This is a genomic window from Pseudomonas japonica (assembly GCF_013522925.1).
Lineage (GTDB): Bacteria > Pseudomonadota > Gammaproteobacteria > Pseudomonadales > Pseudomonadaceae > Aquipseudomonas > Aquipseudomonas japonica_A.
Genome location: NZ_JAAMQU010000006.1, coordinates 178,254 through 204,375, shown reverse-complemented (window position 1 = coordinate 204,375; position 26,122 = coordinate 178,254). Strand labels below are relative to the sequence as shown.

The window sequence follows — 26,122 nt, the reverse complement described above, 5'->3', positions numbered from 1 at the left end:
CATGGCGACCATCAAGGACGTCGCCGCGCTGGCGGGCATCTCCTACACCACGGTGTCTCATGTGGTGAACAATACCCGACCGGTGAGCGACGCAGTACGCGCCAAGGTAGAGGCTGCCATTGCCGAACTGGCTTATGTTCCCAGCGGTGTGGCGCGCTCGCTGAAAGCCCGCGCCACCGCCACCATCGGTCTGGTGTTGCCCAACAACATCAACCCCTACTTCGCGGAGCTCGCCAGGGGCATCGAAGATGCCTGCGAGCGCAACGGCTACTGCGTGATCCTCTGCAATTCCGATGACGATCCGCGCAAGCAGCGCAGTTACCTTCGTGTGCTGCAGGAAAAGCGCGTGGATGGCCTGTTGCTCGCCGCCGTAGACAGTGGAGTTGCCTGTGATGACTGGAGCGGCCTGACCACGCCAATGGTGGTAGTGGACCGCGAAATGCCCGGGGTGGATGCCGACCTGGTGTGCATTGATCACGCTGAGGGTGCCTACCTGGCCACCCGGCACCTGTTACAACTTGGCCATCGGCGCATCGCCTGTGTGAATGGGCCGGCCGGTACCACGGTGGCCCGCTTGCGCCAGGCCGGCTTCGACCGTGCGATGGAAGAGGCGGGCGTAGCGGTTCCCGCACATTGGCGGCTGGCCGGTGATTTCAGTGCCGACGGCGGCTACCGTGCAGGGGTAGCGCTGTTTGGCGAGCGCCCACCGAGTGCGGTATTTGCCGCCAACGACATGTTGGGGATGGGCCTGCTGCGCGCGGCGGCCGAGCGCAAGCTGGCCGTGCCGAGGGAACTGTCAGTGATCGGTTTTGACGATATACAGATGTGTCGGTACGTGTACCCGGCGCTCACGACTGTAGGCCAGTCCATACTGGCACTGGGTGAGCTGGCCGCCGAATGCCTGCTGGCGCGAATACAGAAAAGGGAATCCTCGGCCCCGCGGCGGCATGTAGTCGCCCCGACCATCGTTCCAAGAGAATCCACAGCGCCGCCGCAGGCCAGAATGGCGGCGCAGGTTTGTAACCAGGAAGAAGCGAACATATGAATGCCGAAGAACAGGTTCGAGCACCGGGCCGAGTTGTGGTGGTGGGCAGCCTGAACATGGACCTTGTGGTGCGGGCACCCTACCTGCCGCAACCGGGCCAGACCCTGACCGGTACCCGCTTCGTCACCGCGCCCGGCGGCAAAGGTGCCAACCAGGCGGTGGCGGCGGCGCGCCTTGGGGCGCAGGTGAGCATGATCGGCTGCGTGGGCGACGATCCGAACGGGCGGGCACTGCGCCAGGCATTGTTGGATGACGCTATCGACTGCGAAGGCGTGCGTATTCTTCCGGACGTGCCCACAGGTGTCGCACTGATCACTGTCGAAGAAGCCGGCCAAAACACCATCGTGATCGTGGCTGGGGCCAATGGAGAGCTTGCCACCGAGCACGTGGATGCGATGGAGCACGCGCTGCTTGGGGCGCAAGTGGTGGTGTGCCAGCTCGAGGTGCCAGAGGCGGTGGTAGGTCACACCTTGGCGCGCGCGCGTGCGCTCGGGAAAACAGTGGTGCTCAATCCGGCGCCTGCCTCTGGGCCGTTGCCTGCGCAATGGTTGCCTTGGGTCGATTACCTGGTGCCCAACGAAAGCGAAGCACAGCTGCTTTCAGGCATTCCGGTGGCGGGCCGGGACGGCGCCGAGGCCGCTGCACAGGCGTTGCTTCAGCGGGGCGCCGGCAAGGTGCTGCTCACATTGGGCGAGGCCGGCGCCTTGCTCGCCGGGCCTGAAGGGGTGCAGCATTTTCCCGCTTATCAAGTGAGCGCGGTGGATGCGACGGCGGCGGGGGATACCTTCATCGGCGCCTTCGCCGCCGCGCTGGCACAGGGCTGCGCGGAGGTCGAGGCGATTCGTTTCGCGCAGCAGGCTGCGGCGTTGTCGGTCACCCGCGAAGGTGCCCAGCCGTCTATTCCAGACCGCCAGCAAGTGCTGGCCTGGCCTTGGTGACCCCATGCTTGATCTGATCATTGATACCGACCCAGGCGTGGACGACGTTGTGGCGCTACTCCTGGCCATGGCGCGCCCGGAGGTCATCAACCTGATGGCGATCACCACCGTGGCGGGCAACGTTCCCCTCGCCAAGACCACCCGCAATGCCTGCCTGGCACGCGAATGGGCCAGGCGTGGCGATGTGCCGGTGTACGCCGGAGCGGATCGGCCGCTGCAACGCATGCCGCTGTATGCGCAAGACGTACACGGCAACGAAGGCTTGCCGGACTTTGCCATTCACTCACCCGCAGAAGGCCCGGCAAGCGAGCATGCGGTGGAGTATCTCGTACGCACCCTGGCCAGCGCCGCGCCTGCAAGTATCACGCTCGCCTTGCTGGGCCCGCAGACCAACCTGGCGCTGGCGCTGCGCAAGGCGCCGGGTATCGTTCAGGGGATCAAGCAGGTAGTGATCATGGGCGGGGCCTGGTTCAACCCGGGGAACGTCACGCCAGTAGCCGAATTCAACCTGTTCGCCGATCCCCATGCCGCCGCTGAGGTGCTGGCCAGTGGTTTACCTCTGGTGTACCTGCCATTGGACGTGACTCACAAAGTGCTCACCGGCCACGCCCGGCTCGACTGGCTTCAGGGCCTGGGAACCCGTGCCAGCGAACGCGTAGCTGCGATCATGGCGCCGTATATTCGGGTGGACATGGAACGCTATGGCTTGCCGGGCGGCCCTGTGCACGATGCCAACGTGATCGCCTGGCTGCTGGAGCCTACGATTTATCAAACCATGCCTGCCATTGCTTGCGTGGACTGTAGCGAAGGCGATGATCTTGGCCGCAGCCACCTGCTGGAAAACGCAGCACAGGGCAGTGCGCCGGTCACGTGGGTGACAGATGCGAACAGCGAGGGCTTTTTCGAGCTGCTTGGCAAGGCGCTCGCCCGGTTGCCCTGATTACACTGCCTGCATGGGTTCCAATGGGGACCAGCGAGGCTCTTGAGCAAAGCGCTCGAATACTTGGTCGACAAAGGCGCGGGCCGCTTCGGTGCCCAGCTCGCGCACCAGCAGGTCGACGCTGATGATTGCCAGTTCTTCAGGATTTGTAGGGCTGTAGGAGCACTGGCCTTCGGCCCATCTGGCCTTGATATCGGTGACGAGGGTCAGGTTCATGGCAGGTCCGCCGTGAGGTTGAAGCGCCAAGTTAATCACTTTGCGCCACGCCACGCACGGATTCTTGGGTATAAGCCCACCGCCATGGCACACTCTGCGGGAATAAACCCGGCGTTGCAGATCATGTTTATAGACCTTACCCAGCCCGGAGAGCCTCGCCTGGCTTCCGTTCGCCAACTGATCGCCCAAGGCAACGACCGTGCCCATTGCCAGTTGCGGGTGAGCGATGCCGGCCTGGCCTGGCTGTCCACTGACGCAATTGGCGGGCAGTCGTTGGCCGGGGTGCGCTTTCGCCTGGAAACCTGGGCCGCCGGGTCTGGCTGCGTGGGGGCGGCTGCGGCAAGCGACGAGGCGTGGGTGGCAAAGATCCATGCGGTATTGCTGGGTAATTGGCCGCATCCGCGCTCGGATTATCTCGATATCTACTGAAGCCCATCAGGCGTTCGCCAGTCGGCCAGGTAATATCCTGTCACTTTTTCTCCGCCGCTCCTGCTCGCCACACGGGCAAACTCCCACGCAACCTCCGGCGCCACGCATGGTCGCAGGTGGGCAACGCTTGAATAACGAGGAGGTTTCATGGGTTTGGGTAGAACCGGGCTGGCAATTGCGGCCCTGGCATTGGCGAGCGGATGCTCCACATCAACACCGCAGGCGCCGGCAAGCACCGCAGCCCCGGCAGTTGAAGCAGGGCGGTGCAGTTCCGAGGCCGCGCAGTTTGCTGTAGGGCAACAGGCTTCACAGGCATTGCTCGAGCAGGCAAAGGTGCGCTCGGGCTCACTGATGGCGCGCATCCTTGGCCCCCATGATCCAGTGACCATGGATTACCGATCGGAGCGGCTTAACCTCAACGCCGACGACAGTGGCAAGATCGTACGGGCAAATTGCGGTTAGGGAAGGGGGAGGTGGCACCTGAATAGAAAAGGCCCGCCAGGTCGACCGCATCGTGCGGTTCCCCTGGCGGGCCTCTTCGGCATTGCAAGCGGCGGAGTCTTACTCGCCACGAACCTGCGCGGCCTGCATCCCTTTCTGGCCTTTCTCAGCCACGAAAGAAACGGTCTGGCCTTCTTTCAGGCTTTTGAAACCGTCGGATTCGATCGCTTTGAAGTGAACGAACAGATCATCACCGCCGCCTTGCGGAGTAATGAAGCCGAAGCCCTTCTCATCGTTGAACCACTTGACGGTGCCGGTTTGGCGATTGGACATGGGGTGTATCTCCAGGAAACATAAGTATCTAGTACGAGTACCGTTCAACCGAACAGTACAGGGCCATCATAGACACAATCGCGGCTTTGGTAACCCCGTCAGGGCTAAAAAAGCTGAGATTTAGCGAAAACACTGCATTTCAAGCCTGTGGCGACAGCGATTTGGCGCCGAACGGTCGTCCCGATCACGATTTTGCCTTGCATACCGCCACTTCTTTTTGCAGCCGATCACGTAGCGTCACAGTGGGCGGTGGCGCCTTGCTCATCAGTTGCTGGATCTCTTCGGTCGAAAACTTCTTGTCGATTACCTCTGCACCACAGGCGCAGTGGGCCGTGGCTTTTTCAGTGCTTACGCTTTGCGTGGCGGTGGCGACGCAGTCGCTCATGTATTGCTCGCGGGCGCCGGCGGGCCACTGGGCCTGGGCGGTGAGAGGCGCCAATAGCGCAAAGGGCAGTGCAGCGGAAAGTAACGTGGACACACGCATGTGAAGGCTCCTGAGGGTGGAGTAGAAAAACCGTGCAGCATTGCCTGTTTGAAACGAGCGTTACGCTCAAGTTCAGCGCCACGGCTTTTGAAGGCAAAGAAACCCGCAAGCGCCTGCTGATCTGTGTGCTAGGATGGCGGCCCGCTCAATCAAGCGGTTTTTTTGTTTATTTCCAGTCACTCCGGTTCGGTCCCTGGTTGGCCACTGGCTCCTGCCACTGTGAGGCAGGCATACCGCCGAATCGTGTACTGGCTCATCCCAACCCACGTGACCTTTGGTAGGGGTCACCACTAGGAGAGGAGGCGCCATGCCCACCATTACTCTTCCTGACGGCAGTCAGCGTTCGTTCGACCACCCTGTTTCGGTCGCCGAAGTCGCCGCCTCGATCGGCGCCGGCCTGGCCAAGGCCACCGTCGCCGGCAAGGTCAACGGCACCCTGGTCGATGCCAGCGACCTGATCGACAACGACGCCAGCCTTCAGATCATTACCCCCAAGGACGAGGAGGGGCTGGAAATCATCCGTCACTCCTGCGCGCACCTGGTTGGTCACGCAGTGAAACAACTGTACCCAACGGCCAGAATGGTGATCGGGCCGGTCATCGAAGAAGGCTTCTACTACGACATCGCCTACGAGCGCCCCTTCACGCCCGATGACATGGCTGCCATCGAAGCGCGCATGCGTGAGCTCATCGACACCGAGTACGACGTCATCAAGAAGATGACCCCGCGCGCCGAAGTGATCGAAGTGTTCAAGGCCCGTGGCGAGGACTACAAGCTGCGCCTGGTCGAGGACATGCCCAACGAAACCGCGATGGGCCTGTACTACCACGAAGAGTATGTGGACATGTGCCGCGGCCCACACGTGCCGAACACCCGCTTCCTCAAGTCGTTCAAGCTGACCAAGCTGTCTGGCGCCTACTGGCGCGGCGATGCCAAGAACGAACAGCTGCAGCGCGTGTATGGCACCGCCTGGGCGGACAAGAAGCAACTGGCCGCCTACATACAGCGCATCGAAGAAGCCGAAAAGCGTGACCATCGCCGCATCGGCAAGCAACTCGACCTCTTCCACCTCCAGGAAGAAGCGCCAGGCATGGTGTTCTGGCACCCCAATGGCTGGTCGATCTACCAGGTGCTGGAGCAGTACATGCGCCAGGTTCAGCGCGAGAGCGGCTATGTGGAAGTGAAAACGCCACAGGTGGTGGATCGTATCCTCTGGGAGCGATCGGGCCATTGGTCCAACTACGCCGAGAACATGTTCACCACGTCGTCGGAAAACCGCGACTACGCGGTAAAGCCGATGAACTGCCCGTGCCATGTGCAGATATTCAACCAGGGCTTGAAGTCCTACCGCGACCTGCCGCTGCGCATGGCCGAGTTTGGCTCGTGCCACCGCAACGAAGCGTCCGGCGCCCTGCACGGCATCATGCGCGTGCGTGGCTTCACCCAGGACGACGCACATATTTTCTGCACTGAAGATCAAGTGAAGAAGGAATCGGCCGATTTCATCAACTTGACCCTGCAGGTTTACAAGGACTTCGGCTTCACCGACGTGACCATGAAGCTCTCTACCCGCCCCGCCAAGCGCGTGGGTTCGGAAGAATTCTGGGACCGTGCCGAGAAAGCCCTGGCCGATGCGCTGGACGATTCGGGCCTGGAGTGGTCCTATCTGCCGGGCGAAGGTGCGTTCTACGGGCCGAAGATCGAATTCACGCTCAAGGATTGCCTGGGCCGTAGCTGGCAGTGTGGCACCTTGCAGTACGACCCGAACCTTCCGGAGCGGCTGGATGCGAGCTACATTGCCGAAGACAACGGCCGCAAGCGCCCGGTGATGTTGCATCGCGCGATCCTTGGCTCGTTCGAGCGCTTTATCGGCATGCTGATCGAACACTATGCCGGCGCCTTCCCGGCGTGGCTCGCGCCTACCCAGGCGGTGATCATGAATATCACCGACAACCAGGCCGATTTCGCCCGCGAAGTAGAGGGAATTCTCAATGGCAGCGGCTTCCGTGCCAAGTCTGACTTGAGAAACGAGAAAATTGGCTTTAAAATCCGCGAGCATACTCTGCTCAAGGTCCCGTTCATGCTCGTCATCGGCGACCGTGAGGTAGAGACGCAAACTGTCGCCGTGCGCACCCGTGAAGGCGCTGACCTTGGCTCGATGCCGGTCGCGGACTTCCAGAAGCACCTTGCGCAGGCGGTTTCCCGGCGTGGTCGCCAAGATTTGGAGTAATCATTATTAAGCGTGAAATGAGACAGGATAAACGAACCGCACCGAAGGCCCCGATCAACGAGAATATCTCGGCCCGCGAGGTTCGGTTAATCGGTGCTGACGGTGAGCAGGTTGGCATCGTCTCTATTGATGAAGCGCTTCGTATCGCTGAAGAAGCGAAGCTGGACCTGGTGGAAATCTCCGCTGATGCACTGCCGCCCGTGTGCCGCGTGATGGACTACGGCAAGCACATCTTCGAAAAGAAGAAGCAGCAGAATGCCGCGAAGAAGAACCAGAAGCAGATCCAGATCAAAGAAATCAAGTTTCGTCCAGGGACGGAAGAAGGGGATTACCAGGTAAAACTGCGCAACCTGGTACGTTTCCTGAGTGATGGGGACAAGGCCAAGATCTCTCTGAGATTCCGTGGTCGTGAGATGGCCCACCAGGAGCTGGGCATGGAGTTGTTGAAGCGGGTTGAAGCTGACCTCGCCGAATACGGCGCCGTTGAACAGCAGCCTAAGATGGAAGGACGCCAGCTGTTGATGGTCATCGCCCCCAAACGCAAGAAGTAACCTCCAGGGCACGGCAGGCCTTGTGGTTATGTTTATTCACTGAATGCGGAGTATCCGAACATGCCAAAAATGAAAACCAAAAGTGGCGCCGCGAAGCGTTTTCTGAAAACCGCTTCCGGCTTCAAGCACAAGCACGCTTTCAAGAGCCACATCCTGACCAAGATGTCCACCAAGCGTAAGCGTCAACTGCGTGGTAGCAGCCTGCTGCACCCGTCTGACGTCGCAAAAGTGGAGCGCATGCTGCGCGTTCGTTGATTCCGTTTCGGTCAAAGATAGAGGATATAGCTCATGGCTCGTGTTAAGCGTGGCGTCATTGCCCGTAAGCGTCACAAGAAAATTCTGAAACTTGCAAAAGGCTACTACGGTGCGCGTTCGCGCGTATTCCGCGTTGCCAAGCAAGCCGTCATCAAGGCTGGCCAGTACGCCTACCGAGATCGTCGTCAGAAGAAACGCCAGTTCCGCGCTCTGTGGATCGCCCGTATCAACGCTGGTGCTCGTACTAACGGCCTGTCTTACAGCCGTTTGATCGCTGGCTTGAAAAAGGCTGCCATCGAGATCGACCGTAAGGTACTGGCTGATCTGGCAGTGAACGAGAAAGCGGCGTTTGCTGCGATTGTCGAGAAAGCTAAAGCCTCGCTGGCTTGAGTACCCCCGACAATCACCGTTGTCTGCCTCGGTAGGCAACGGTGTTGAACGTCTTTGAATAGGGGAAGGGCCTGCGCTCTTCCCCTATTTCGTATCTGGAGCCTTTAAATGGAAAACCTGGATGCGCTGGTCACCCAAGCTTTGGAGGCCGTGCACAACGCTGAAGACATCAACGCCCTTGAGCAGATCCGGGTTCAATACCTGGGCAAGAAGGGCGAACTCACCCAGGTGATGAAAACCCTGGGCAACCTGCCAGCCGAGGAACGGCCCAAGGTCGGCGCGCTGATCAACGAAGCCAAGGAGCGCGTCACCGGCGAGCTCAATGCCCGCATGGCGGCTTTCGAAGAGGCTGCGTTGAACGCCCAGTTGGCGGCAGAGCAGATTGACGTCACCCTTCCGGGGCGTGGCCAGGCCAGTGGCGGCCTGCACCCGATCACCCGCACCCTGGAGCGCATCGAGCAGTTTTTCACCCATATCGGCTATGGCATCGCCGAAGGGCCCGAGGTTGAGGACGACTACCACAACTTCGAAGCGCTCAACATTCCGGGCCATCACCCGGCGCGTGCAATGCACGACACTTTCTATTTCAATGCGAACATGCTGCTGCGCACCCACACCTCGCCGGTGCAAGTGCGGACCATGGAGTCCAGCCAGCCGCCGATTCGCATTGTGTGCCCGGGCCGCGTTTACCGCTGCGACTCGGACCTTACCCATTCCCCCATGTTCCACCAGGTGGAAGGGCTGCTGATCGACCGCGACATCAACTTCGCGGACCTGAAAGGTACCATCGAAGAATTTCTCCGCGTGTTCTTCGAGAAGGAGCTGGCGGTGCGTTTCCGTCCGTCCTTCTTCCCGTTCACCGAGCCGTCGGCCGAAGTGGACATCCAGTGCGTGATCTGCAGCGGCGGCGGCTGTCGCGTGTGCAAGCAGACCGGCTGGCTGGAAGTGATGGGGTGCGGCATGGTTCATCCGAACGTGCTTCGGATGTCCGGCATCGATCCCGAAGAGTTCTCCGGCTTCGCCTTCGGCATGGGTGCCGAGCGCTTGGCCATGCTGCGGTACGGTGTGAATGACCTGCGCCTGTTCTTCGACAATGACTTGCGATTCCTTGCGCAATTTCGCTAGCCATAACGACATTTTCAGGAGAGCAGCATGAAATTCAGTGAACAATGGCTGCGTGGCTGGGTGAGCCCGCAGGTATCCCGCGACGACCTGGTGGCCCGCCTGTCCATGGCCGGCCTGGAAGTCGACAGCGTGACCCCGGTGGCAGGCGCCTTCGGCGGCGTGGTGGTGGGCGAAGTGCTGAGCACCGAGCAACACCCGGACGCCGACAAGCTGCGTGTGTGCCAGGTGAGCAACGGCAGTGAAACCTTCCAGGTAGTGTGCGGCGCGCCAAACGTGCGCCCCGGCCTGAAAATCCCGTTCGCCATGATCGGTGCTCAGCTGCCCGGCGACTTCAAGATCAAGAAGGCCAAGCTGCGTGGCGTTGAATCCAACGGCATGCTGTGTTCCCAGGCCGAGCTGCAGGTAGGCGAGGGCAATGACGGCCTGTTCGAACTCCCCGCCGACGCCCCTGTTGGCCAGGACATCCGTGAGTACCTGGCGCTCGAGGACGTGATCATCGAGCTGGGCCTTACTCCAAACCGCGGCGACTGCCTGTCGTTGGCCGGCCTGGCCCGTGAAGTGGGTGCGCTCTATGCCGCGCCGGTCAGCCGCCCGGAAGTCAAGGCCGTGCCGCCTGCGATCGACGACGTGCGCGCCGTGGACGTGCTGGCGCCTGCCGCCTGCCCACGTTACCTGGGCCGGGTAATCCGCAACGTCGACCTCAGCCGCCCGACCCCGCTGTGGATGGTCGAGCGCCTGCGCCGCGCCGACGTGCGCAGCATCGATGCCGTGGTAGACATCACCAACTATGTGATGATCGAGCTGGGCCAGCCCATGCACGCGTTCGACCTGAACGAAATCAATGGCGGCATCCGTGTTCGCATGGCTGAAGAAGGTGAGAAGCTCGTGTTGCTGGACGGCCAGGAAGTGGCCCTGCGCAGCGATACGCTGGTGATCGCCGACCATCAACGCGCACTGGCAATTGCCGGTGTAATGGGTGGTGAGCACAGCGGTGTGAACACAGCGACTACCCGGGACCTGTTCCTGGAAAGCGCCTTCTTCGAGCCGATCTCCGTTGCGGGCAAGGCCCGTTCCTACGGCCTGCATACGGATGCTTCGCACCGCTACGAGCGTGGCGTGGACTTCAACCTCGCCCGCGAGGCCATGGAGCGCGCAACTGCGCTGGTGCTTGAAATCACCGGCGGCGAAGCGGGGCCGGTAGTAGACGTGAGTAGCGAGGCGCACCTACCCAGGTTTGCCCCCATCACCCTGCGTGCCGAGCGTGTAGAGCAGATGCTGGGCCTGGACATGGGCGCGAGCACTATCGAAGGCTTGCTGAAAGGCCTGGACCTGGGCGTGATTGCCGATGGGGCAGGGCAGTGGACAGTCACCGTGCCGAGCCACCGCTTTGACCTTAGCCTGGAAGTGGACCTGATCGAAGAACTGGGCCGGCTGTACGGTTACAACCGCCTGCCAGTGCGCTACCCGCAAGCTCGCCTGGCACCCCAGCTGCGCACCGAAGCCAAGGCTGAATTGCCCGCGCTGCGCCGCCTGCTGGTTGCCCGCGGCTATCAGGAAGCGATCACTTACAGCTTCATCGATCCGAAGCAGTTCGAGCTGTTCAGCCCAGGCGTGAAGCCGCTCACGCTGGCCAACCCGATCTCGTCGGACATGGCCGCGATGCGTGTTTCCTTGTGGCCCGGCCTGATTCAAGCGCTGCAGCACAACCTCAACCGCCAGCAAACCCGGGTGCGCCTGTTCGAAAGCGGCCTGCGTTTCGTTGGCCAACTGGGCGAGCTCAAGCAAGAGCCCATGCTGGCCGGCGTTGCCTGCGGCACCCGCCTGCCTGAAGGCTGGGCACAGGGCGATGCCAAGGTCGATTTCTTCGACATCAAGGCAGATGTCGAGGCTGTATTGGGCCATGCCGGCGCGCTGGCTGCGTTCACTTTCGTGCCTGGCAGCCACCCGGCACTGCATCCCGGCCAAACCGCTCGCATCGAGCGCAACGGTCAGGAAGTAGGCTATTTGGGCGCGTTGCACCCAGAGCTGCAAAAGAAACTGGGCCTCGACCGCACGGTCTATGTGTTCGAGCTGGTGCTGGAGGAAGTGGTCGAAGGCCGCCTGCCCAAGTTCAAAGAGCTGTCACGCTTCCCGGAAGTGCGTCGTGATATCGCCCTCGTGGTCGATCAAGGCGTAGCCAGCGAGGCGATCATGACGGTAATTCGTGAGCAGGCAGGGGAATGGCTGACTGACCTGAGGCTGTTTGACGTCTACCAGGGTAAAGGCATTGATCCGCATAGAAAAAGCCTTGCCGTTGGCTTGACCTGGCAGCATCCATCGCGCACTCTTACCGACGATGAGGTGAATTCGACCACTTCGCAAATCCTCACCTCGCTCGAACAAAGGTTGAACGCCACGTTAAGGAAGTGACGTATGGGGGCTCTGACGAAAGCTGAGATGGCAGAACGTCTTTATGAGGAGCTGGGCCTGAACAAGCGCGAAGCCAAGGAATTGGTTGAGCTCTTTTTCGAGGAAATCCGGCATGCGCTCGAAGACAACGAACAGGTCAAGTTATCGGGTTTCGGTAATTTCGACCTCCGAGACAAGCGCCAGCGGCCGGGCCGCAACCCGAAAACGGGTGAGGAAATCCCGATCACCGCGCGCCGCGTCGTCACCTTTCGTCCAGGGCAGAAACTGAAGGCCCGAGTGGAAGCCTATGCTGGAACCAAGTCATAACGACGAGCTCCCGCCCATTCCCGGCAAGCGCTACTTCACCATCGGTGAAGTCAGCGACTTGTGTGCGGTAAAGCCCCACGTCCTTCGGTACTGGGAACAGGAATTCCCGCAGCTCAACCCCGTGAAGCGCCGCGGCAACCGCCGGTATTATCAGCGACAGGACGTGCTGATGATCCGGCAGATCCGCGCGCTGCTGTACGACCAAGGTTTCACCATCGGCGGCGCACGTTTGCGCCTCTCCGGCGACGAGGCCAAGGACGACACCACCCAGTACAAGCAACTCATCCGCCAGATGATCAGCGAACTGGAAGATGTGCTTCACGTACTCAAGAAGTGAGCGAAAATAGTTAGAGAAAAAGCTTCCATAATTCAAAAGGTTAAGGTATCTTTCTCTCCGTTCTCGCTGCTAACGAGAGCAGGTTTAAACGCCTAGTCGGGGCGTAGCGCAGCCCGGTAGCGCACTTGCATGGGGTGCAAGGGGTCGAGTGTTCGAATCACTCCGTCCCGACCATTATTCCTGAGTAAAATCAGACACTTAAGCCGATCATCTAGATCGGCTTTTTTGTGCCTGCGCAAAACTGGCGCAAAACTACTTCGCGATCTCGCTGATATCGAGGTCCGCTTCGACCTCCGACCATACAACGTCGGCATGATCCTTCTGGTAGTTGCGCGTCATGTTTTCAGTAGCGTGTCCTGCGATCTTCTGGCCGTCTTTCCCCGCTCGTTTGTAGAGGTGGAGGGAGAGGGCGCGGATCTCATGGAACCCTGGCATCTCCTCTTCCTTCCAGTCGGCATAACAGCCGCTTGCATCCCTGGCGTCCTTGAAGGCCCGCGTCAGGAATCGCTCATCGACCTTCGTCCAATGATCTTTCCCTTCACGTTTTTTCTTTCGCTCGGGCCGTCTGTGCACCAAATATGGTGAAAGTACCTCGTCACGGCAGCGTGCCAGGATCGCGGTCAGCTGAGGTGTAACTTTGACCTTGAGCCAGCCGGCATCGCTGGCTTTCTCTGTCTTGCTCTGCACGACGTAAAGGTATCCGTCCCGGATATCCTCAAACTTCATGTTCAGGATGTCACCGCGTCGCTGTGCGGTAACCAATGCAAGATCAATCGCGTTCTGAAGCCACAATGGTGACTTCTCCCGGATGGCTTTCAGCCCTTCTACGGTATGCCGCTTGCGCTGTTTCTTCTCGATTTTGGCGATTGTGTTCGCAGCAGGGTTGTCTGGGCACAGCCCTTCGGCGGCAGCGTGCGTGAAGACGTCCGAAAGAATGGCCCGCGCCTGGTTGGAGGACCGTGGGGTGAGAGGCTTCAGGAACTCTGCCACCATACGGATCGTGATCTGATCGATAGGTATCGACCCCATCGCCTCTCGGATCTGTTTAAACCGTACCGAATAGAGGTCCAGCGTTGCCTTAGCCAGTTCGCGGGGTGGCAAGACCTCACGTTCATACGTCGCTAGGTACTCACCCAAGGTCACCGACTTTTCATCGAGCACTGTGGCAACGAGATCGGCGCCCCGAAGAAATGCGATGTTGAGTTGGGACGCTGCATCAATAGCGCGTCCGCGCTCCTCGCCGAACTGGAACCACTTACCATCGGTGGGCCTGCGGTACCGGTAGGTACCTCGGCGGGCATCGAAATACAGATTTGGGGGCAAGCCCTTGTTCGCCTTGTTCCGTGGTCGGGGGACCATCAAGCGGCTCCTTTCATCACCATATCTACCAAGCTACTTCCAGTTATCCGCTGGTAGGCGAGCCAATCCACATACCAGATATTGCCGATCCGCTCACCAGGCAACTTTCGGTCGCGTAGGTAATTGCGGATAGCTTGCGAGCATAGCGGGGTTCCGTTTTCCCCCCACTTACGCCGCTGGAATTCGCTGATCTTGATCAGCTCTTTTTTCATGATCGCTCCAAGTCGCCTGGGGCGGCGGTCGGGTTAGTCGGAACTGCTCGAGCTGGAGCTGCAATCGCTGCTTGAACTCGAGCTGGAGCTGTCGTAGCTCGAAGAGCTGCAGCTATCGTGGGAAGAGGAATGGCCACCACCATGCCAGGAGCTTGAGCTGCCTACAGAGCAGTCATGCCGAGGAGAGGAATAGCTGTCGATCTGATTTATAGGGCTGAGCGGACTGAGGGGGTTCAGCGGGCTCAGCGGATCAGACGTGGACGAGCTACTGCTTGAAAGCGGCATAGCGGACCCGCGCATAGGTGTCTTCTTCTCGGACTTCTTGGCGCGCCGGAACAGCAGGTCAAAGAGTTTGGACATGGCAATACCTCACCCGCCATCGCCGGCAGGCTCATCAATAGGGAAGGGGTTAGGCTGGCGAGAGCTCAGCCGGGATGTTGATCATGTCGCCCAAGTGCACGAGCACTAGCGCGCGACAGAATGCGATAAGGACGGTAGGTCCACCTGCCAAGCGTTGCAGCCTAGCGTCGAGATAAGGTCGGTAGGCGAAAGCTCGCCACTCGGCGTGTCCTCGGTGCAGCCCGAAGACTTTGCAATGCTGGTCAATGAGCGCCCCGCCGATTGCCCAGTTGACCGATGGGTTGTAGCGCGAGCGGTCCAAGTCGTTCCGGTAGGGGCGCCAAGGCAGGCCATAGCAAGGAGGTTCCAGGCGGACCGGCACACCTACGGCCTTGGCCACGGCCCAGTCGAGCGCGCCGCCGATAAGGTCGCCTGTTCTGACCTGTGTAGTCATGAGTCCAACCCCGGCGCTCCTTGCTTTTGCTCACCGCAAGCGCATTTGTACATGCCGCGCAGGCTGATAGAACCACGGTTACCGCTGATCCGAGTGATTCGGACGTTGTGCTGGAATAACCATTTATGCCGTGGGCCCTGGGTACATTTCCTCATGGCGCCGCTCTCTTGAACTCAACCACCCATACCCATGGGTTTGCATTCGACGACTCAGCCCCGTTGATTGAAACCCACAATTCGCGCAGGCATCGATTGGATCAATCCAATTGCCAGGGCCAGGTTCACTTTTGAAAGGATGGAAATAGTAGTTTCCATCGCCATGGTGGATGCGGTGGATACCCTCGGCGATGTAGCGGTTTTCAGATGCCGTTTCGCCTTCGCCGTCCTGCAGTCGTTCGACGCGTACGTCAGTGACCTCAAGCAAAATACGGCTCGCGGCGCGAGGCATGTGGATGCTAGGTTTCCGAGCAGAACGAGGCTCGCCGCCGCCATCATCATCCCCGGCCCATTCGGCGGGGCCGTCCGCTGCGTAGATCACATGCCCGGAGTAGTACCCGCGCCCGAATGGCAAGTCGCGGATCGGCTGCGCGGGCCGGTCCGGTACCCAGTCGACCACGTTCCCCATTTCGTCGAAGTTATGGCTGATTACTCCCCAGGTCTCACGTACCCATAGCCGGTCGCCTGGCTGGCCATAGGGGCAGAGGTCGGCATTGCCCGAGAGCGTCAAGAAAGCAGGCTGAAAGCCAGCAGCCAAACAATCCAGGGCTGCTGTCTTCTTTACTTCCCGCCGCGTTACCGTCTTACGTCCCTCCAGAATGGCGCGCACCATCGGCGCCGAAAACAGGATCGGCCGTTCCTTAACTGCATTCATAGAGTTCTCCTAGCCGCTAGCTGTATAGTTGACCTGTGTGATAATTTTATTAAAACTTTTATTAGATGAAGGAATTTCAGCAATGGATACAGGAGTTATTGCTGCAATAGTGGGCGCAGTCTCAGGTATAGCTGGAACCGCGGCCGGTTCACTGGTAGCGGGGTATTTCAGCCACTCGAATGCGAAAATCCAATTAGAGCAAGCAAAACTGAGTATTGCCGCTACGAGTTCGCTTGCGATGCTAAACCAACTTGCTGAGCGAGTTGCTCCATTTTTTCTTGCTGTGGAAGAAATGAACAGATTGGTTCTTCAGGGGGGGTATGGGCCGGATCATGTCAAAGCCGTTGCCCAGAAAGTTAATAACGAGCGTGCGTTATTGCAATCACACTTGCCACAAGATCTATCCAAAATTGCTTCTGATCTTGGGAAAAGCTTCGATACGCTCGCCTCAGTCCGAGGTGATGATATCGATGAAGCTGTTTCAATCGTAAAAGCAAGGCGTGAAATGTTCTTTCAAGAATATTATGCTTATCGAGAAAGGCTAATCTACTTGGCTCAACCTAAAGCCGACTAACTTGTAAGCTCTCGCTATTGTTCTGCTCAGTCACCGCAAAAGCAGTCAATAGCTTCGTCAGCTTCAGCAAAAAGGTCGTATTGGATTTCGGAGTAGTCGATCATCTGTTGGTAGCTCGGGCGGTCCTTGCGGAACCGGGCTCCATCACCGGCGAACATCCCGGCCGACCGGGTGGCTGCTTCCTGGCGTGCCCACCATTCGCCTCGGCCACGGTCTGACGCGATGATCGAATAGACCTGGTTGAGAGGCTTGAGAAAGCAAAGGTCGCAGTTGCCCTCAAGTGTTCGGCCATTCACGGTGGGCAAGCGCAGATCGAAAGTCTGGGCCAGCCAGAATGCGCTCGCGTCATGTACTGACACACCAGCATCTGCCAGGGGCAGCACCATGGTGGCGTGCTTGCTCTCGCTAGTGCTGCCGCGATTGCGGATCTTGGTAACGCGCCTGGGCTCGTCGCCGCGAATGCCTGTCATCATGTCGACCGGCTCATCTTCAGTTGAGAGCCCGAGATGACGCAGGTATTTGTGAATCACCCGAATCTTCAGCTCGACAGTGCAGAACCTAGTCACAGGGTTAGGCAGGTACTTGCGCTTACGGATCACTGCCTCGAAGGGTTCACCCTCTCGGCTGGCGGTGTCGAAGTCCACCACAGCAAAGCCCAGCTCATCTTCGCGGTACTCCAGCCAGGTGATCGGCACGTCCCAATGGCTGGCGCATTCCCGAACGAACTCGAGGGTGGCCGGGTATTCCTTGCCAGTGTTGGCAAACAGCACGAGCAGGTCGCCACGGTCGTAGTTCGCATCCAGCACCTGGCGGAGCATGTACGCGCTGGTGCGCCCTCCTGAAAAGCTCAGGACGGTCTTGCCGCGCAGGACATAGGGGTTCATGGGTACTCCAGGCAGCCGCCCGCCTGCCGAGGCGTGGTGGCAATGAATTGTGGAATGGGATATAGGTGGCAGCTTCGCGGAAATTAGCTATTGGAGGCGTGCATTGACCAAGGACCAGAGGCTGGCTATTGCTGAACTGCTGACCATTGTTGGGGGGGGTGGCACCGGCATTTGTGTGCTGCCTTTTGCATACCCGCTTGTGGTCTGGATAGCGTCGCGAGGAGAGGCCTTCACGTTATCCTCTATGTTCTCGTGGCTTCTGCTTCCTTACGCATTTTTTTGGTGGGCAATCCTGACAGTGGTTATTTGCTGCTACCGGCTTAGGCGATCAGTGCTCAACAAAATAACTGGCTAATCAACGCCTGCCTGCCTGCCGTGGCGTGGTGGCGAATTTATAAAAAATAGTGTTTGATACGGTTTTTTTGAGCTACGAAAGGAAGAGTCAAGCATGGCACTAAACTGGAATTGTCCCTACTGTAAACAATACGCCTCTATCACAAACAATTTGATGAGCGAAAAACTCCATATGTTTGATATGGGGAATAAGCATGGGCCTCAGTACTTGGCTACCGGCGTGATAGTTTGCCCTAATGGTGCATGCAGAGAATCCACTATTCGTGCCTTCTTGTATGAGGCTGTGCTAGACCGAGGTCAATACCAACCAGGTGAGATTCAACAGGAATGGGATCTGCGACCTCAGAGCTCTGCGATTGTATTTCCTGACTACGTTCCTGGTCCTATACGTGAGGACTATGAAGAAGCTTGCGCAATTAAAACGTTGAGCCCCAAAGCTTCAGCCACTTTATCAAGAAGATGCCTTCAGGGGATGATCAGAGACTACTGGGGGATTATAAGAGGTCGCCTTGTAGAGGAGGTCAGAGCGCTTGAGGAAAAGGTTGATCCAGAAACCTGGCAGGCTATTGACGCAATTCGCACCATTGGAAACATTGGCGCGCATATGGAAAAAGATATTAATGAAATAGTTGAGGTTGATCCTGATGAAGCGCAATTGCTAATAGGTCTTATCGAAATGCTTATCAAGGATTGGTACGTTGCGAGGTACAAGCGGCAACAGCATCTCAAAAAAATAGTTGAAGCTGCAAAATATAAAAAATAGCTGAGCGCCACCTTTGGTGGCGCCAACTAATAAATTTTAATTAGCAACAAAGCCGCCAATTCGCAGTTTGGCTTTATCTTTAACCAGATCTTGTAAAAATTTCTTAAACTCCTGGGCTATCTCCTCGCGCTGAACTTCCTCCCCGACCCACCGCAGCTTGAGCACCGGCTGGCTACCGCTGGTAAGCACTGCAATGCGGAAGGCGAAGATGCGCTCCATGAGCCCTTCGTACGGCACCGCGCTGAACACCAGGTTGGTAGGCAGCGTTTCTTTGCTGGACGCCTCGATCTGGTCCATGGCGCTGCGGCTCGATTTTGTTTCACCGACCGCGTGATCGCTTTCCGAGATAGCCTTGATCGTAATGTTGCGCACCGCGGCAATGACCTTAGCGCTGTTCATCTCGTTCCCGTCAACATCAAATGCCCTGATGTTGGTGTTCCAGTCTTCGATCCAGTCGCTGAGGTCGCGCTGGCTCATGGCGTGCCCGTTGATTTCTTCCACCGCCTTGAAACCGGCGGTGGGCTGGAGCTTGAGCACCGCTGTGTCATCAGCATGGCCCGGGTCGGTTTCGTTTCCAAGGTTGAAGAACACCTTGCACGACATCCCACGCTGGTCCACGAACCCTTGGGCAAGTGCGTGGCCCCGGTCGACCACATAGCCGCCGAAGTCGGCTAGCGAATCGGTCGAGTAGGTACCGCGGAAGCGCGAGCGGCCATCAGCGTAGCGTTCAAGGTCCACGATCTTGGTGCCTTCCGGAATCAGCACCGTGGGGCTCACGGTTGGCAGTGGCTTGCCGGCGGCGGCCAGGGCATTATCGTTGATGAGCTGGATCGCTTCTTTGCTGAGAGACATGCTTCAGTTCCTTGATCAGGTGCGGGGGGTGATAGGCTTGTTCGCGGGTGAACAGCTGGTCGTGCTTTTCCGGGAACAGGGAGAGCTTGCCGCCGGTGCCGACGTGCATCGGGGTATCGAGGCTGGTGTTTTCGCTGCGGTCGCCGCGCTTCGTGGGGACCTTGTAGGCGAGCTTGTGCTTGATCTTCACCTGGTGCGTCTCGCCGATTTGGCTCAGGTCCAGGGTGATGGTGATCTTCCCGACCTTGCCGTGGTCGACGACACCCGCCGCTACTTCGGAGAGTGCATGGCCGATCTGACTGGCGAAGGCGCCTCCATTGAGTTCTTCGAAAAACTCGGCAGCGTTGGTTGGGGTTGGCATGGCTGGGCTTCCTCTGCTTTGAGGCCGCTAGGCGGCAAGCTGATTTGCAACGGGCGCCGGCGTAGCCGGGCACTCTGCTTTGGCTTCAATTCAATGTCCTTGTCGTTCCAGCCAGCGAGCCACCAGGCCCAGTTTGGCGAGAGATAGGGATAGGGGCAGGCGCTCTTGGCTACGCTGGCTTCGCGCTCATCGCGTCCCACTGATAGGCACTAATGTGTTGATGCTGGCGGCGGCTCATTCGCTGCCACGCGTAGGCAAGCCAATGCCTTCCGAGCGGGCGATGGTTTGAAGTGAGGTGCGGTTAATACCGACCTGAGCAGCCATCTGGTTTTGGCTCGCTCCCTGTTCCACCAGGCGCCGAATAACAGGTGCCATGGTTCGGTGACGCTCGGCCTGCTTGTCTGCCTTGTACGTTTCGAACTCGATGCCGTTGCGTTTGGCGATCTTGTTGACGGTGCGGGTGCTGAGGCGAGCGGCTTTTGCGGCGGCTATAACGCCCAGGTGGCGATGCGCGCGGAGGATGGCAACAACCTCGGGCGCATCCGTCACGCTTGGCTGCGGGCCGGGCGTGGCATGGTTGATGGTCAGGATCTGCCCGCCGGAGCTGAAGAATGCTGCCTTCGCTTGCTCAATGGCCGCTTGACGCTGGGCGTAGGTATGGGTAGACGCCCGCCACGGGCCCTACCTGAGTCGGCCAAAACTACAGCCTGTGGGGCACCCCATATGACATTGTTGCCAGGTGCACTAATTTTGGTACACTTGTGCTGTTGCACGGGTTCATCAAGAAAAGCCAGAAAACGCCAGCATCGGACCTCGACACCGCCCGGCGGCGTAAAGCCACGTTACAGGGATAGGGTAATGGACAAACATATCGGTTCTGACTTCGATGATTTTCTTTCTGAACAGGGCATGCTTGAGGAGGTTTCTGCGGCTGCACTCAAGCGAGTCATCGCTTGGCAACTGGAAGAATTGATGAAAGCGCAGAAACTGTCCAAGACAGCGCTTGCCGAACGAATGCATACCAGCCGGACCGCAGTCGATCGAGCTCTCGACCAGAACGACCCTGGCATGACCCTGGCAACCCTTGCGAGCGCCGCCCGTGCGCTAGGCCAGAGGGTGGAGGTTCGTTTGATCCCGGACGGGGCGCCTGCGCTTTAGGTCAAGCGGCGTCATTGCACGGCGCCGCAGTGGTGCCTGGTTCAAAAAAGTGGTTAACGGTGATGCAGCGAATACGCGGTATTACTCGGCAGCAGCGTCACTCAGCCCGATGGGCTGACTGCCGCCGCGGCTTTTGCACCTTAGTGAATTCCCGTAACTGGCCCACGCCGCAAACCCCCCGCCGCAACCAGCGAAAAACAAATCCGCCCGCCGCCCAGCTCATTGTTTTCAGCAACGAGGTTACCCCCGTGCGCTTTCATGATCGTTCTGCAGATTGCCAGCCCCATACCAAGCCCTGTGCCCTTGGTAGTGAAAAACGCCTCGAATATCCGATCACGGTTCTCCTCGGCAATGCCTGGGCCATTGTCGTCCACGCGAACGCACACACGCGCGTCTTCATGCTTGGCTTCAATACGGACGATTCGATCACCTGAATTCAGCGACACTGCTTCCACTGCGTTGTTTATCAGGTTGTAGAACACCTGCTGGATTTGCACCAGGTCGGCATTGACGAGCAAATTCGGCGCGAGTTCGGCTTGAATGGTCACATTCTGCCGCTCGATATCGGCAGCTGTAAGGCGAAGCACTTCACGAAGGAGATCTTCAAGCTTGAACGCCTCGAGCTGAGGAGGTGCTTGTTTGGCCAATTGGCGGAGTGCCTTGACGATATTGGTTGCCCTGGCGCCGTCAGCCCGAATGTCTTCAAGGCCCAGCACTGCTTCTTCGATATCAGGATTATCCCGGGTCAGCCACATCAAGCTTGCGTCCGCATTGGACACGATGCCGAGCAGTGGCTGGCTGATCTCATGGGAAATGGATGCAGAGAGTTCGCCCATGACGGTGAGGTGCGCGCTGCGGGCCAGCTCCTCCCGTGATTGGCGAAGCTCGCTTTCGACCTGGGCTTTGAGGTGCGCTTCTTCCACAAGCTTCTCGTACAAGCGGGCGGTATCCAGCGATACCGCGGCCTGAGTAGCCACGATATCCAGAACTGAGAGCCGCTGCTCGTTGAAGATCCCCGGTGACAGGCTGTTCTCAAGGTACACCAGCCCAAGCACCGAGCCCTGTCGAAGCAGGGGGAGGCATAGAACAGAGCGGGTGTGCCGCAGAACGTAGTCGTCCCGGTACGCTTCGGGGCAGTCGACATGAACATCGTCCAATACCAGCGCTTTTCTTGTCCGGAAGGTCGCATTAAGAATTGAAGCCGGGACTTCAACCTCTGCAAGGTTGTCCAGGTCCACCACAACCTCGCCCTGAGCGACCCGGCCCGCAGCGGCGATGTTGAGTTTCCCTGACTGTACGACGTACAGCACGCCAAGGTCAGCACCGGCCTGCACCATCAGGTGGTTGACCAAGGTCACAACCAGCCTGTCCAACAGCACTTCTTCCGATAAGGCTTTGGCCGTTTGAATGCTTACGGCAAGGTCCAGGCCGGGCTCTGCAAACGGGCGATGCTCGACTATCGGTTCGCTCGCCAGGAAGGAAAACTTCTTCTCCAACCAGTCCGCCTTGCCGTCGCCGCCCCACATCCGATACCAGTCCCGCGCCACCCGCATATGCAGCGTAATGCCCGATATCAGCCCGTTCTTGCCCGTAGCTGTGCCAAGCATCTCGTGCGCCAGCGCGTATTCATTGACGAAGCCGGCGGCTGCCGAAGCAATGGCGGATTCGTCAAAGCAACGGATAGCATGCATGTCATCGTCCTGCAGCATGGCGATCATGCCTTCGATGAACATCAGCTTGCTTTTGAAGGTGGCGGGATTGACGGCGGCCCACCCGGCGAAGCGCTCGCGGCGAGCCCGCGACAGCATAAGCTTTTGCTCCAGGCTGCCGGGGGCATCCGGGTGGGTCTCGGCGAGGCTTGAATAGAGGTAGTAATCCGCCAGGTTGATATGCCCTGGCACTGCCCAGACCAAGCGCTCAGCCTCTTTGAACGCTGCGATAGCGCTATCGAAATCGTGATAAAAATACGCCGTCATCCCGGCGTACAAATGAATGTAGAAGGCCGTGGTACTTGAAAATCCGCTGTCAGGCGTCGCGATGGAGCCTTCCTTGTGCAGCTTTGCTGGCGGGAGGGCACCGCGGCCGTGGCGCATATCGCTGACAAATTTTTTCTGCGCTTGAAGCACATGTTCCACGTCCGCGTATTGGTACTGCCCGACCAGTGCCAACCCCCGCGATATCTCCTCTTCGACCTTGACCAGGCGCTCGCCCATTGCCAGCAGATCGGAGGACACGTGGTAGCAGGCATAGCAAACCATGCTGATGTTTTCACCTGCTTGACCCGCCGAGATCGCTTGCCTGGCTTTTTGCACTGCAGCCTTGATTGGAAGGGTCCACGACGAAAGCCGGTCCATCGCCACCAGCGTCGCCGCCCGGGTGTGATCATCCCCATGCGCCTCGTCCAAAGCCTCGGCGGCCTCGGCGAATTCAAGGCCGCGCGCGTAGGCCCCAAAACGGTCCGCGATCATCACGCCGAACCAGGCAAGCCCTTGGGCCGACGCTGGAGCAGAACCGTGCCGCAGGGTGAGCTCTACAATCTTGGCCAGGTGAGTGAACCGAAGGCCGCCCTCGATGAACAGCGTACAGAACAGCGCGCTCAGCAGGTCGAGTGAGGCAATGAAGATAGGGTCGGCACACTTCGGGATGGCCCCAAGGCTTGCCACGGGCCGGTCGCCAATCAGTTGGATGATTTCTTCGTAGGACTGGTCGATGGCGCTTTTGTCCGGGTTTCGCTCCAGGTTGATGTCGAGCAGACGCAGGCCTGAAAGGGCTGCCGAGATGGCGCTCTCGTAGTCGGACTGCAGCGTTTTCAACGTCGCCTTCAGACGGAAAGCGATGGCCATGTCAAAGGGAGGGCGCGCATGGCGCAGGCAATCATCGATCAGCGACGCCGAAGATTGAAGATGGCCCAGCTGGAGTTCGCACTCGGCATACAGGCGGTGCGCCTCGAAGCAGGCAGCATACTGGGCAGCCCACCCTGGATCGCCCAGCAGGCCTTTGGCGGTGCTGAGATAACCGGCCGCCTGGTTCAGCGCGGCGGCGTCCTTGGCCCGTTCAGCTGCCGAGATCAGCAGCCGGATGAAAGGAACCTGGTAGCGAGGCGGCACTGTTTCAAGTGACGTTCGCTGGATCTGGTTGGCGATCTCGAAGGCGCGATCGGTGGGTTTGTCGCCCCATACATCGAGCATGGCGGCCGCAATCAACCCATGCTGAGCGGCCTGCAACTCGCCCGCGACCAGATTGTAGGCGGCTTCAAGAAGCCTGTCGTGGGGGAAGGTGTAGCTGCCGTCATCATGGATAAGCAACCCCGCCGTGAGGAGCGGTTCGAGCAACCCTTGTGCTTCCGAGGGGGCAATGCCCGCGATCTGAAGGAGTAACGCGTCATCGCATCGGGTGCCGACACAGCTGGCCAGCCGGAGAATCTTGCGCTGCTCAGGGGGCAGCCGATCGAGCCGCTCGATCATCAGGTCGACGACGTTATCGGCGTAGTTGTGTTTGCGCACTTGCTGGGCGGACCAGGTCCACCTCCCGGTATCGGGATCTACCTTGATGATCTGATCGTCGACCATGGCGCGAACGATCTGATGCACGAAGTAGGGGTTGCCCGCGGTTTTAGCGGCAACGATTTTCGCAAGGTGGTCCAGATCATCCACCGGCAGGCACAACGAGCTCGCCATCAACTGAGCGACAGAGTCAGTTGCCAGAGGCTCCAGGAACACTTCGGACGTTGGCGCGATGTTGCGCTGCGCTGCCCGGTCCAGGAACTGGCCGCTGTTTCGCAGCGCCTCAACTTCATTGTCCCGGTACGCGACGATGAGCAGAACGTTGCCAGGCGGCTCACTGAGGAAAGCGGTCAGCAGCAGCAGGGTGGATTCATCAGCCCATTGAATATCGTCCAGGAATAGCAGAAGTGGCTCTGCTTCACGTGGGAAAGCCGCGATGGCTTTAAGCAACGTGCGAGTGGCCCGGCCCTGTGCCTGCCGGGCCGGGAGTTCGGTCAGGAGAGGTTGCCTGCCGATAATCCCTTCGAGCTCCGGAACCAGCTCAGTGAGAAGACGGCCGTTGCCATCCAGGTTTCGAATCAGCGAATCGCGGATTCGACGCAGGTCGGCTTCGTCCCGGCCCAGCGCACGCGTAGCCAATGATTGGAACACCTGAGCAAAGGGGCCATAGGGAACTTGCCGCTGAAGCAGGTCGCTCTTCCCACTGGCCCACCAATGCCCCGGCTGACCTTGGAATACTTCGCTGATCAGTGCCGATTTGCCCGCGCCTGGCGCGCCGCTGACGAGCAGCAATTCGGAGACACCCGTGGTAGCAACGCGCCGCAGCGCCCCCTTGAGGCGTTGGCTCTCATACTCGCGTCCAAACAGGCGTTGGGCCGTGGACATCCCGGGTTTGAAATCGGTACGCCCGAGGGCGAAGTCGGTCACCGCCGCGCTCATATTCCACTGGGTGAGGCAATGAGAAAGGTCTGCGGCCAGCGCATCCGCGCTTTGATAGCGGGACCGAGGATCCTTGGCCAGAAGCTTGAGAATGATCTGGCCAACCACGTCCGGAGCGCGGGTTTTGTCCACTGCCGGCAGGGAGGGCGAGATCGCAATGTGGGCATGCATCCAATGTGCAGGGTCTTTCGCATCAAACGGCAGATGGCCCACCACCGCGCGATAGAGCACCACCCCCAGGGCATATAGATCGCTTCGCTCGTCCGTTACCCTGTCAGCGGGCCTGATCTGTTCTGGAGCCACGTAGGGCCATTGCTCCGGAGTCGGCATCAGGTTGCTGGCGCTGGTCAACGCCGTTCCCTGGAAGCCTCTCAATCGAATCCGGTTACCGTCTCCCACAATGATATGAACCGGGCGCAGGTTTCCATGAACAACGCCGCTAGCATGTGCATTTGACAAAGCCCGGGCTGTTTTCTGCCCGATCGATAGCAACTGGCCCACGGTGAACTCGGTCGAATCCAGAAGCTCACCGAGATCAGGATCCTCCGCCTTTGGATAGAGCAGGGTCAGGCCATCGCTGGTTCGGATCAGCGCTTCAGGAACCTGTGCCCACGACTCATCCAGAGCCAGATGGAATTGCCGTTCCAGCTGATGACACGCGCAGGGTGATTGCACTGACACCCGGACAGCTTCCCAACTACGCCGGATAGCCGGATCACGTACTTCGCAATACGAAATATCCCCCTCCCTGCGGACCAGCGTCATCGTGCATCTCGACAACCACGCTTCGTCAAACTGTACGGGCAAGGTGAAGGGGTTCGAGCTTTCAGGGTGGCTTGCCATCTGGGCGTCCAGTGTCATGCGAAGGGGAAATTGCCCAGATTATACAGAGCGCTCAGGGCAGAAAACCTTAATCAACGCGTGGCTGAAATTGGTCCATCTTTGGCAGGATCAAGCCTCATAAACCTTACTCGGCCGGTTGACGATACCTCCGGGGGCAGGTCGCGGCGAAGCAAACCTATCCCTTGGGATAATTGTCTGAAGCGAAAGATTTAGTTTATGCTCAGGCGT

General features: G+C 59.0%; 28 protein-coding genes, 1 tRNA gene and 1 pseudogene. 18 read left to right on the top strand and 12 right to left on the bottom strand.

Features of this window, described 5'->3' with window-relative positions; translation table 11 throughout:
• The first annotated feature begins 1 nt into the window (after position 1).
• Genes G7016_RS11890 through G7016_RS11880 form a run of 3 tightly spaced genes read left to right on the top strand, consistent with a single transcriptional unit; the run spans position 2 to position 2,923 of the window.
• On the top strand, positions 2-1,045 hold the full coding sequence (locus tag G7016_RS11890; RefSeq protein ID WP_181114333.1) for a LacI family DNA-binding transcriptional regulator: 1,044 nt from the start codon (positions 2-4) through the stop codon (positions 1,043-1,045).
• Entirely contained in the window at positions 1,042-1,983 is a 942-nt protein-coding gene (rbsK, locus tag G7016_RS11885; RefSeq protein WP_181114330.1) for a ribokinase, read from the top strand. The genes G7016_RS11890 and rbsK overlap by 4 nt, the downstream gene beginning before the upstream one ends.
• A 4-nt stretch (positions 1,984-1,987) precedes the next feature.
• Positions 1,988-2,923 (top strand): nucleoside hydrolase, encoded by a 936-nt coding sequence (locus G7016_RS11880; RefSeq protein WP_181114327.1) that lies wholly within the window; start codon positions 1,988-1,990, stop codon positions 2,921-2,923.
• Here the strand turns inward: G7016_RS11880 and G7016_RS11875 are convergent, their stop codons facing one another.
• Entirely contained in the window at positions 2,924-3,139 is a 216-nt protein-coding gene (locus G7016_RS11875; protein WP_181114324.1) for a hypothetical protein, read from the bottom strand.
• A gap of 123 nt (positions 3,140-3,262) precedes the next feature.
• Here G7016_RS11875 and G7016_RS11870 point away from each other — a divergent pair, with 123 nt between their 5' ends.
• Together G7016_RS11870 and G7016_RS11865 are read left to right on the top strand one after the other, a co-directional pair.
• Positions 3,263-3,568: a hypothetical protein gene (locus G7016_RS11870; RefSeq protein WP_181114585.1), complete on the top strand. Its 306-nt coding sequence runs from the start codon at positions 3,263-3,265 to the stop codon at positions 3,566-3,568.
• A gap of 147 nt (positions 3,569-3,715) precedes the next feature.
• The gene (locus tag G7016_RS11865; protein WP_181114321.1) at positions 3,716-4,030 is read left to right on the top strand and encodes an I78 family peptidase inhibitor; all 315 of its coding nucleotides are present in this window, start codon (positions 3,716-3,718) and stop codon (positions 4,028-4,030) included.
• A 99-nt stretch (positions 4,031-4,129) separates the two neighbouring features.
• On the opposite strand, the gene G7016_RS11860 is transcribed toward G7016_RS11865, so the two are convergent.
• Together G7016_RS11860 and G7016_RS11855 are read right to left on the bottom strand one after the other, a co-directional pair.
• Positions 4,130-4,342, bottom strand: coding sequence for a cold-shock protein (locus tag G7016_RS11860; protein WP_003234260.1), 213 nt, complete (start codon positions 4,340-4,342; stop codon positions 4,130-4,132).
• 184 nt (positions 4,343-4,526) lie between these two features.
• Positions 4,527-4,826, bottom strand: coding sequence for a hypothetical protein (locus G7016_RS11855; RefSeq protein WP_181114318.1), 300 nt, complete (start codon positions 4,824-4,826; stop codon positions 4,527-4,529).
• Positions 4,827-5,133: 307 nt separating this feature from the next.
• Between G7016_RS11855 and thrS the strand changes: the two genes are divergently transcribed.
• The 9 genes from thrS to G7016_RS11810 all read left to right on the top strand — a co-directional run bounded on the left by thrS (position 5,134) and on the right by G7016_RS11810 (position 12,603).
• Entirely contained in the window at positions 5,134-7,056 is a 1,923-nt protein-coding gene (thrS, locus tag G7016_RS11850) for a threonine--tRNA ligase (protein ID WP_181114316.1), read from the top strand.
• Complete coding sequence (gene infC / locus G7016_RS11845; protein WP_181114583.1) at positions 7,056-7,607, top strand: translation initiation factor IF-3; 552 nt, start codon at positions 7,056-7,058, stop codon at positions 7,605-7,607. Before thrS ends, infC begins: the two co-directional genes overlap by 1 nt.
• 60 nt (positions 7,608-7,667) lie before the next feature.
• On the top strand, positions 7,668-7,862 hold the full coding sequence (rpmI, locus tag G7016_RS11840) for a 50S ribosomal protein L35 (protein WP_009394045.1): 195 nt from the start codon (positions 7,668-7,670) through the stop codon (positions 7,860-7,862).
• A gap of 33 nt (positions 7,863-7,895) precedes the next feature.
• Entirely contained in the window at positions 7,896-8,252 is a 357-nt protein-coding gene (gene rplT / locus G7016_RS11835; protein ID WP_040262863.1) for a 50S ribosomal protein L20, read from the top strand.
• Positions 8,253-8,360: 108 nt separating this feature from the next.
• Entirely contained in the window at positions 8,361-9,377 is a 1,017-nt protein-coding gene (gene pheS, locus G7016_RS11830; protein WP_181114314.1) for a phenylalanine--tRNA ligase subunit alpha, read from the top strand.
• Positions 9,378-9,404: 27 nt separating this feature from the next.
• Complete coding sequence (gene pheT / locus G7016_RS11825; protein ID WP_181114312.1) at positions 9,405-11,786, top strand: phenylalanine--tRNA ligase subunit beta; 2,382 nt, start codon at positions 9,405-9,407, stop codon at positions 11,784-11,786.
• Positions 11,787-11,789: 3 nt separating this feature from the next.
• Positions 11,790-12,092, top strand: a complete 303-nt coding sequence (gene ihfA, locus G7016_RS11820) for an integration host factor subunit alpha (protein ID WP_002553164.1) — start codon at positions 11,790-11,792, stop codon at positions 12,090-12,092.
• Positions 12,073-12,429, top strand: a complete 357-nt coding sequence (locus G7016_RS11815) for a MerR family transcriptional regulator (protein WP_168080663.1) — start codon at positions 12,073-12,075, stop codon at positions 12,427-12,429. The genes ihfA and G7016_RS11815 overlap by 20 nt, the downstream gene beginning before the upstream one ends.
• A gap of 97 nt (positions 12,430-12,526) precedes the next feature.
• Positions 12,527-12,603 (top strand) — tRNA-Pro (locus G7016_RS11810).
• Between the two features lie 78 nt (positions 12,604-12,681).
• Here G7016_RS11810 and G7016_RS11805 read toward each other — a convergent pair.
• The 4 genes from G7016_RS11805 to G7016_RS11790 form a co-directional block, all read right to left on the bottom strand.
• Positions 12,682-13,788, bottom strand: a complete 1,107-nt coding sequence (locus tag G7016_RS11805; RefSeq protein ID WP_181114310.1) for a tyrosine-type recombinase/integrase — start codon at positions 13,786-13,788, stop codon at positions 12,682-12,684.
• Positions 13,788-14,000, bottom strand: a complete 213-nt coding sequence (locus G7016_RS11800; protein WP_181114308.1) for a hypothetical protein — start codon at positions 13,998-14,000, stop codon at positions 13,788-13,790. Before G7016_RS11800 ends, G7016_RS11805 begins: the two co-directional genes overlap by 1 nt.
• 409 nt (positions 14,001-14,409) lie before the next feature.
• On the bottom strand, positions 14,410-14,793 hold the full coding sequence (locus tag G7016_RS11795; protein ID WP_181114306.1) for a phage protein NinX family protein: 384 nt from the start codon (positions 14,791-14,793) through the stop codon (positions 14,410-14,412).
• 123 nt (positions 14,794-14,916) lie between these two features.
• Positions 14,917-15,663 carry a hypothetical protein gene (locus G7016_RS11790; RefSeq protein ID WP_375139690.1) on the bottom strand — a complete coding sequence of 249 codons (747 nt, stop codon included), beginning with the start codon at positions 15,661-15,663 and terminating at the stop codon, positions 14,917-14,919.
• An 82-nt stretch (positions 15,664-15,745) separates the two neighbouring features.
• Here G7016_RS11790 and G7016_RS11785 point away from each other — a divergent pair, with 82 nt between their 5' ends.
• A complete protein-coding gene (locus G7016_RS11785) occupies positions 15,746-16,237 on the top strand; it encodes a hypothetical protein (RefSeq protein ID WP_181114304.1) in 492 nt (163 codons plus the stop codon).
• A gap of 26 nt (positions 16,238-16,263) precedes the next feature.
• On the opposite strand, the gene G7016_RS11780 is transcribed toward G7016_RS11785, so the two are convergent.
• Positions 16,264-17,121, bottom strand: a complete 858-nt coding sequence (locus G7016_RS11780) for a phosphoadenosine phosphosulfate reductase domain-containing protein (protein ID WP_181114302.1) — start codon at positions 17,119-17,121, stop codon at positions 16,264-16,266.
• Positions 17,122-17,569: 448 nt separating this feature from the next.
• Here G7016_RS11780 and G7016_RS11775 point away from each other — a divergent pair, with 448 nt between their 5' ends.
• Positions 17,570-18,238: a DUF4145 domain-containing protein gene (locus G7016_RS11775; protein ID WP_181114300.1), complete on the top strand. Its 669-nt coding sequence runs from the start codon at positions 17,570-17,572 to the stop codon at positions 18,236-18,238.
• A 36-nt stretch (positions 18,239-18,274) separates the two neighbouring features.
• Here G7016_RS11775 and G7016_RS11770 read toward each other — a convergent pair whose 3' ends face one another.
• From G7016_RS11770 to G7016_RS11760, 3 genes are all read right to left on the bottom strand, one after another.
• On the bottom strand, positions 18,275-19,090 hold the full coding sequence (locus G7016_RS11770; RefSeq protein WP_181114298.1) for a DUF2303 family protein: 816 nt from the start codon (positions 19,088-19,090) through the stop codon (positions 18,275-18,277).
• Positions 19,050-19,451: a hypothetical protein gene (locus G7016_RS11765; RefSeq protein WP_258195153.1), complete on the bottom strand. Its 402-nt coding sequence runs from the start codon at positions 19,449-19,451 to the stop codon at positions 19,050-19,052. Before G7016_RS11765 ends, G7016_RS11770 begins: the two co-directional genes overlap by 41 nt.
• A 234-nt stretch (positions 19,452-19,685) precedes the next feature.
• On the bottom strand, positions 19,686-20,000 hold the full coding sequence (locus G7016_RS11760) for a hypothetical protein (RefSeq protein ID WP_181114296.1): 315 nt from the start codon (positions 19,998-20,000) through the stop codon (positions 19,686-19,688).
• Positions 20,001-20,209: 209 nt separating this feature from the next.
• On the opposite strand from G7016_RS11760, the pseudogene G7016_RS11755 reads away from it, so the two are divergent.
• Both G7016_RS11755 and G7016_RS11750 read left to right on the top strand, forming a co-directional pair.
• Positions 20,210-20,305, top strand: a pseudogene (locus tag G7016_RS11755) (type II toxin-antitoxin system RelE/ParE family toxin); the annotation flags it as partial.
• 4 nt (positions 20,306-20,309) lie between these two features.
• Positions 20,310-20,609 (top strand): XRE family transcriptional regulator, encoded by a 300-nt coding sequence (locus G7016_RS11750; RefSeq protein ID WP_181114294.1) that lies wholly within the window; start codon positions 20,310-20,312, stop codon positions 20,607-20,609.
• A 140-nt stretch (positions 20,610-20,749) separates the two neighbouring features.
• On the opposite strand, the gene G7016_RS11745 is transcribed toward G7016_RS11750, so the two are convergent.
• Complete coding sequence (locus G7016_RS11745) at positions 20,750-25,816, bottom strand: trifunctional serine/threonine-protein kinase/ATP-binding protein/sensor histidine kinase (RefSeq protein ID WP_258195152.1); 5,067 nt, start codon at positions 25,814-25,816, stop codon at positions 20,750-20,752.
• Between the last annotated feature and the right edge of the window lie 306 nt (positions 25,817-26,122).

Coding starts and splice junctions, on each gene's coding strand:
- rplT (WP_040262863.1), top strand. CDS start 7,896: ATGGCTCGTGTTAAGCGTGGCGTCATTGCCCGTAAGCGTCACAAGAAA.
- G7016_RS11770 (WP_181114298.1), bottom strand. CDS start 19,090: ATGTCTCTCAGCAAAGAAGCGATCCAGCTCATCAACGATAATGCCCTG.
- pheT (WP_181114312.1), top strand. CDS start 9,405: ATGAAATTCAGTGAACAATGGCTGCGTGGCTGGGTGAGCCCGCAGGTA.
- G7016_RS11875 (WP_181114324.1), bottom strand. CDS start 3,139: ATGAACCTGACCCTCGTCACCGATATCAAGGCCAGATGGGCCGAAGGC.
- G7016_RS11785 (WP_181114304.1), top strand. CDS start 15,746: ATGGATACAGGAGTTATTGCTGCAATAGTGGGCGCAGTCTCAGGTATA.
- G7016_RS11800 (WP_181114308.1), bottom strand. CDS start 14,000: ATGAAAAAAGAGCTGATCAAGATCAGCGAATTCCAGCGGCGTAAGTGG.
- G7016_RS11750 (WP_181114294.1), top strand. CDS start 20,310: ATGGACAAACATATCGGTTCTGACTTCGATGATTTTCTTTCTGAACAG.
- G7016_RS11790 (WP_375139690.1), bottom strand. CDS start 15,663: ATGAATGCAGTTAAGGAACGGCCGATCCTGTTTTCGGCGCCGATGGTG.
- pheS (WP_181114314.1), top strand. CDS start 8,361: ATGGAAAACCTGGATGCGCTGGTCACCCAAGCTTTGGAGGCCGTGCAC.
- G7016_RS11860 (WP_003234260.1), bottom strand. CDS start 4,342: ATGTCCAATCGCCAAACCGGCACCGTCAAGTGGTTCAACGATGAGAAG.
- G7016_RS11865 (WP_181114321.1), top strand. CDS start 3,716: ATGGGTTTGGGTAGAACCGGGCTGGCAATTGCGGCCCTGGCATTGGCG.
- G7016_RS11780 (WP_181114302.1), bottom strand. CDS start 17,121: ATGAACCCCTATGTCCTGCGCGGCAAGACCGTCCTGAGCTTTTCAGGA.
- rbsK (WP_181114330.1), top strand. CDS start 1,042: ATGAATGCCGAAGAACAGGTTCGAGCACCGGGCCGAGTTGTGGTGGTG.
- G7016_RS11890 (WP_181114333.1), top strand. CDS start 2: ATGGCGACCATCAAGGACGTCGCCGCGCTGGCGGGCATCTCCTACACC.
- G7016_RS11880 (WP_181114327.1), top strand. CDS start 1,988: ATGCTTGATCTGATCATTGATACCGACCCAGGCGTGGACGACGTTGTG.
- thrS (WP_181114316.1), top strand. CDS start 5,134: ATGCCCACCATTACTCTTCCTGACGGCAGTCAGCGTTCGTTCGACCAC.
- G7016_RS11765 (WP_258195153.1), bottom strand. CDS start 19,451: ATGCCAACCCCAACCAACGCTGCCGAGTTTTTCGAAGAACTCAATGGA.
- G7016_RS11805 (WP_181114310.1), bottom strand. CDS start 13,788: ATGGTCCCCCGACCACGGAACAAGGCGAACAAGGGCTTGCCCCCAAAT.
- G7016_RS11870 (WP_181114585.1), top strand. CDS start 3,263: ATGTTTATAGACCTTACCCAGCCCGGAGAGCCTCGCCTGGCTTCCGTT.
- G7016_RS11815 (WP_168080663.1), top strand. CDS start 12,073: ATGCTGGAACCAAGTCATAACGACGAGCTCCCGCCCATTCCCGGCAAG.
- G7016_RS11855 (WP_181114318.1), bottom strand. CDS start 4,826: ATGCGTGTGTCCACGTTACTTTCCGCTGCACTGCCCTTTGCGCTATTG.
- G7016_RS11745 (WP_258195152.1), bottom strand. CDS start 25,816: ATGACGCTGGTCCGCAGGGAGGGGGATATTTCGTATTGCGAAGTACGT.
- G7016_RS11775 (WP_181114300.1), top strand. CDS start 17,570: ATGGCACTAAACTGGAATTGTCCCTACTGTAAACAATACGCCTCTATC.
- G7016_RS11795 (WP_181114306.1), bottom strand. CDS start 14,793: ATGACTACACAGGTCAGAACAGGCGACCTTATCGGCGGCGCGCTCGAC.
- rpmI (WP_009394045.1), top strand. CDS start 7,668: ATGCCAAAAATGAAAACCAAAAGTGGCGCCGCGAAGCGTTTTCTGAAA.
- ihfA (WP_002553164.1), top strand. CDS start 11,790: ATGGGGGCTCTGACGAAAGCTGAGATGGCAGAACGTCTTTATGAGGAG.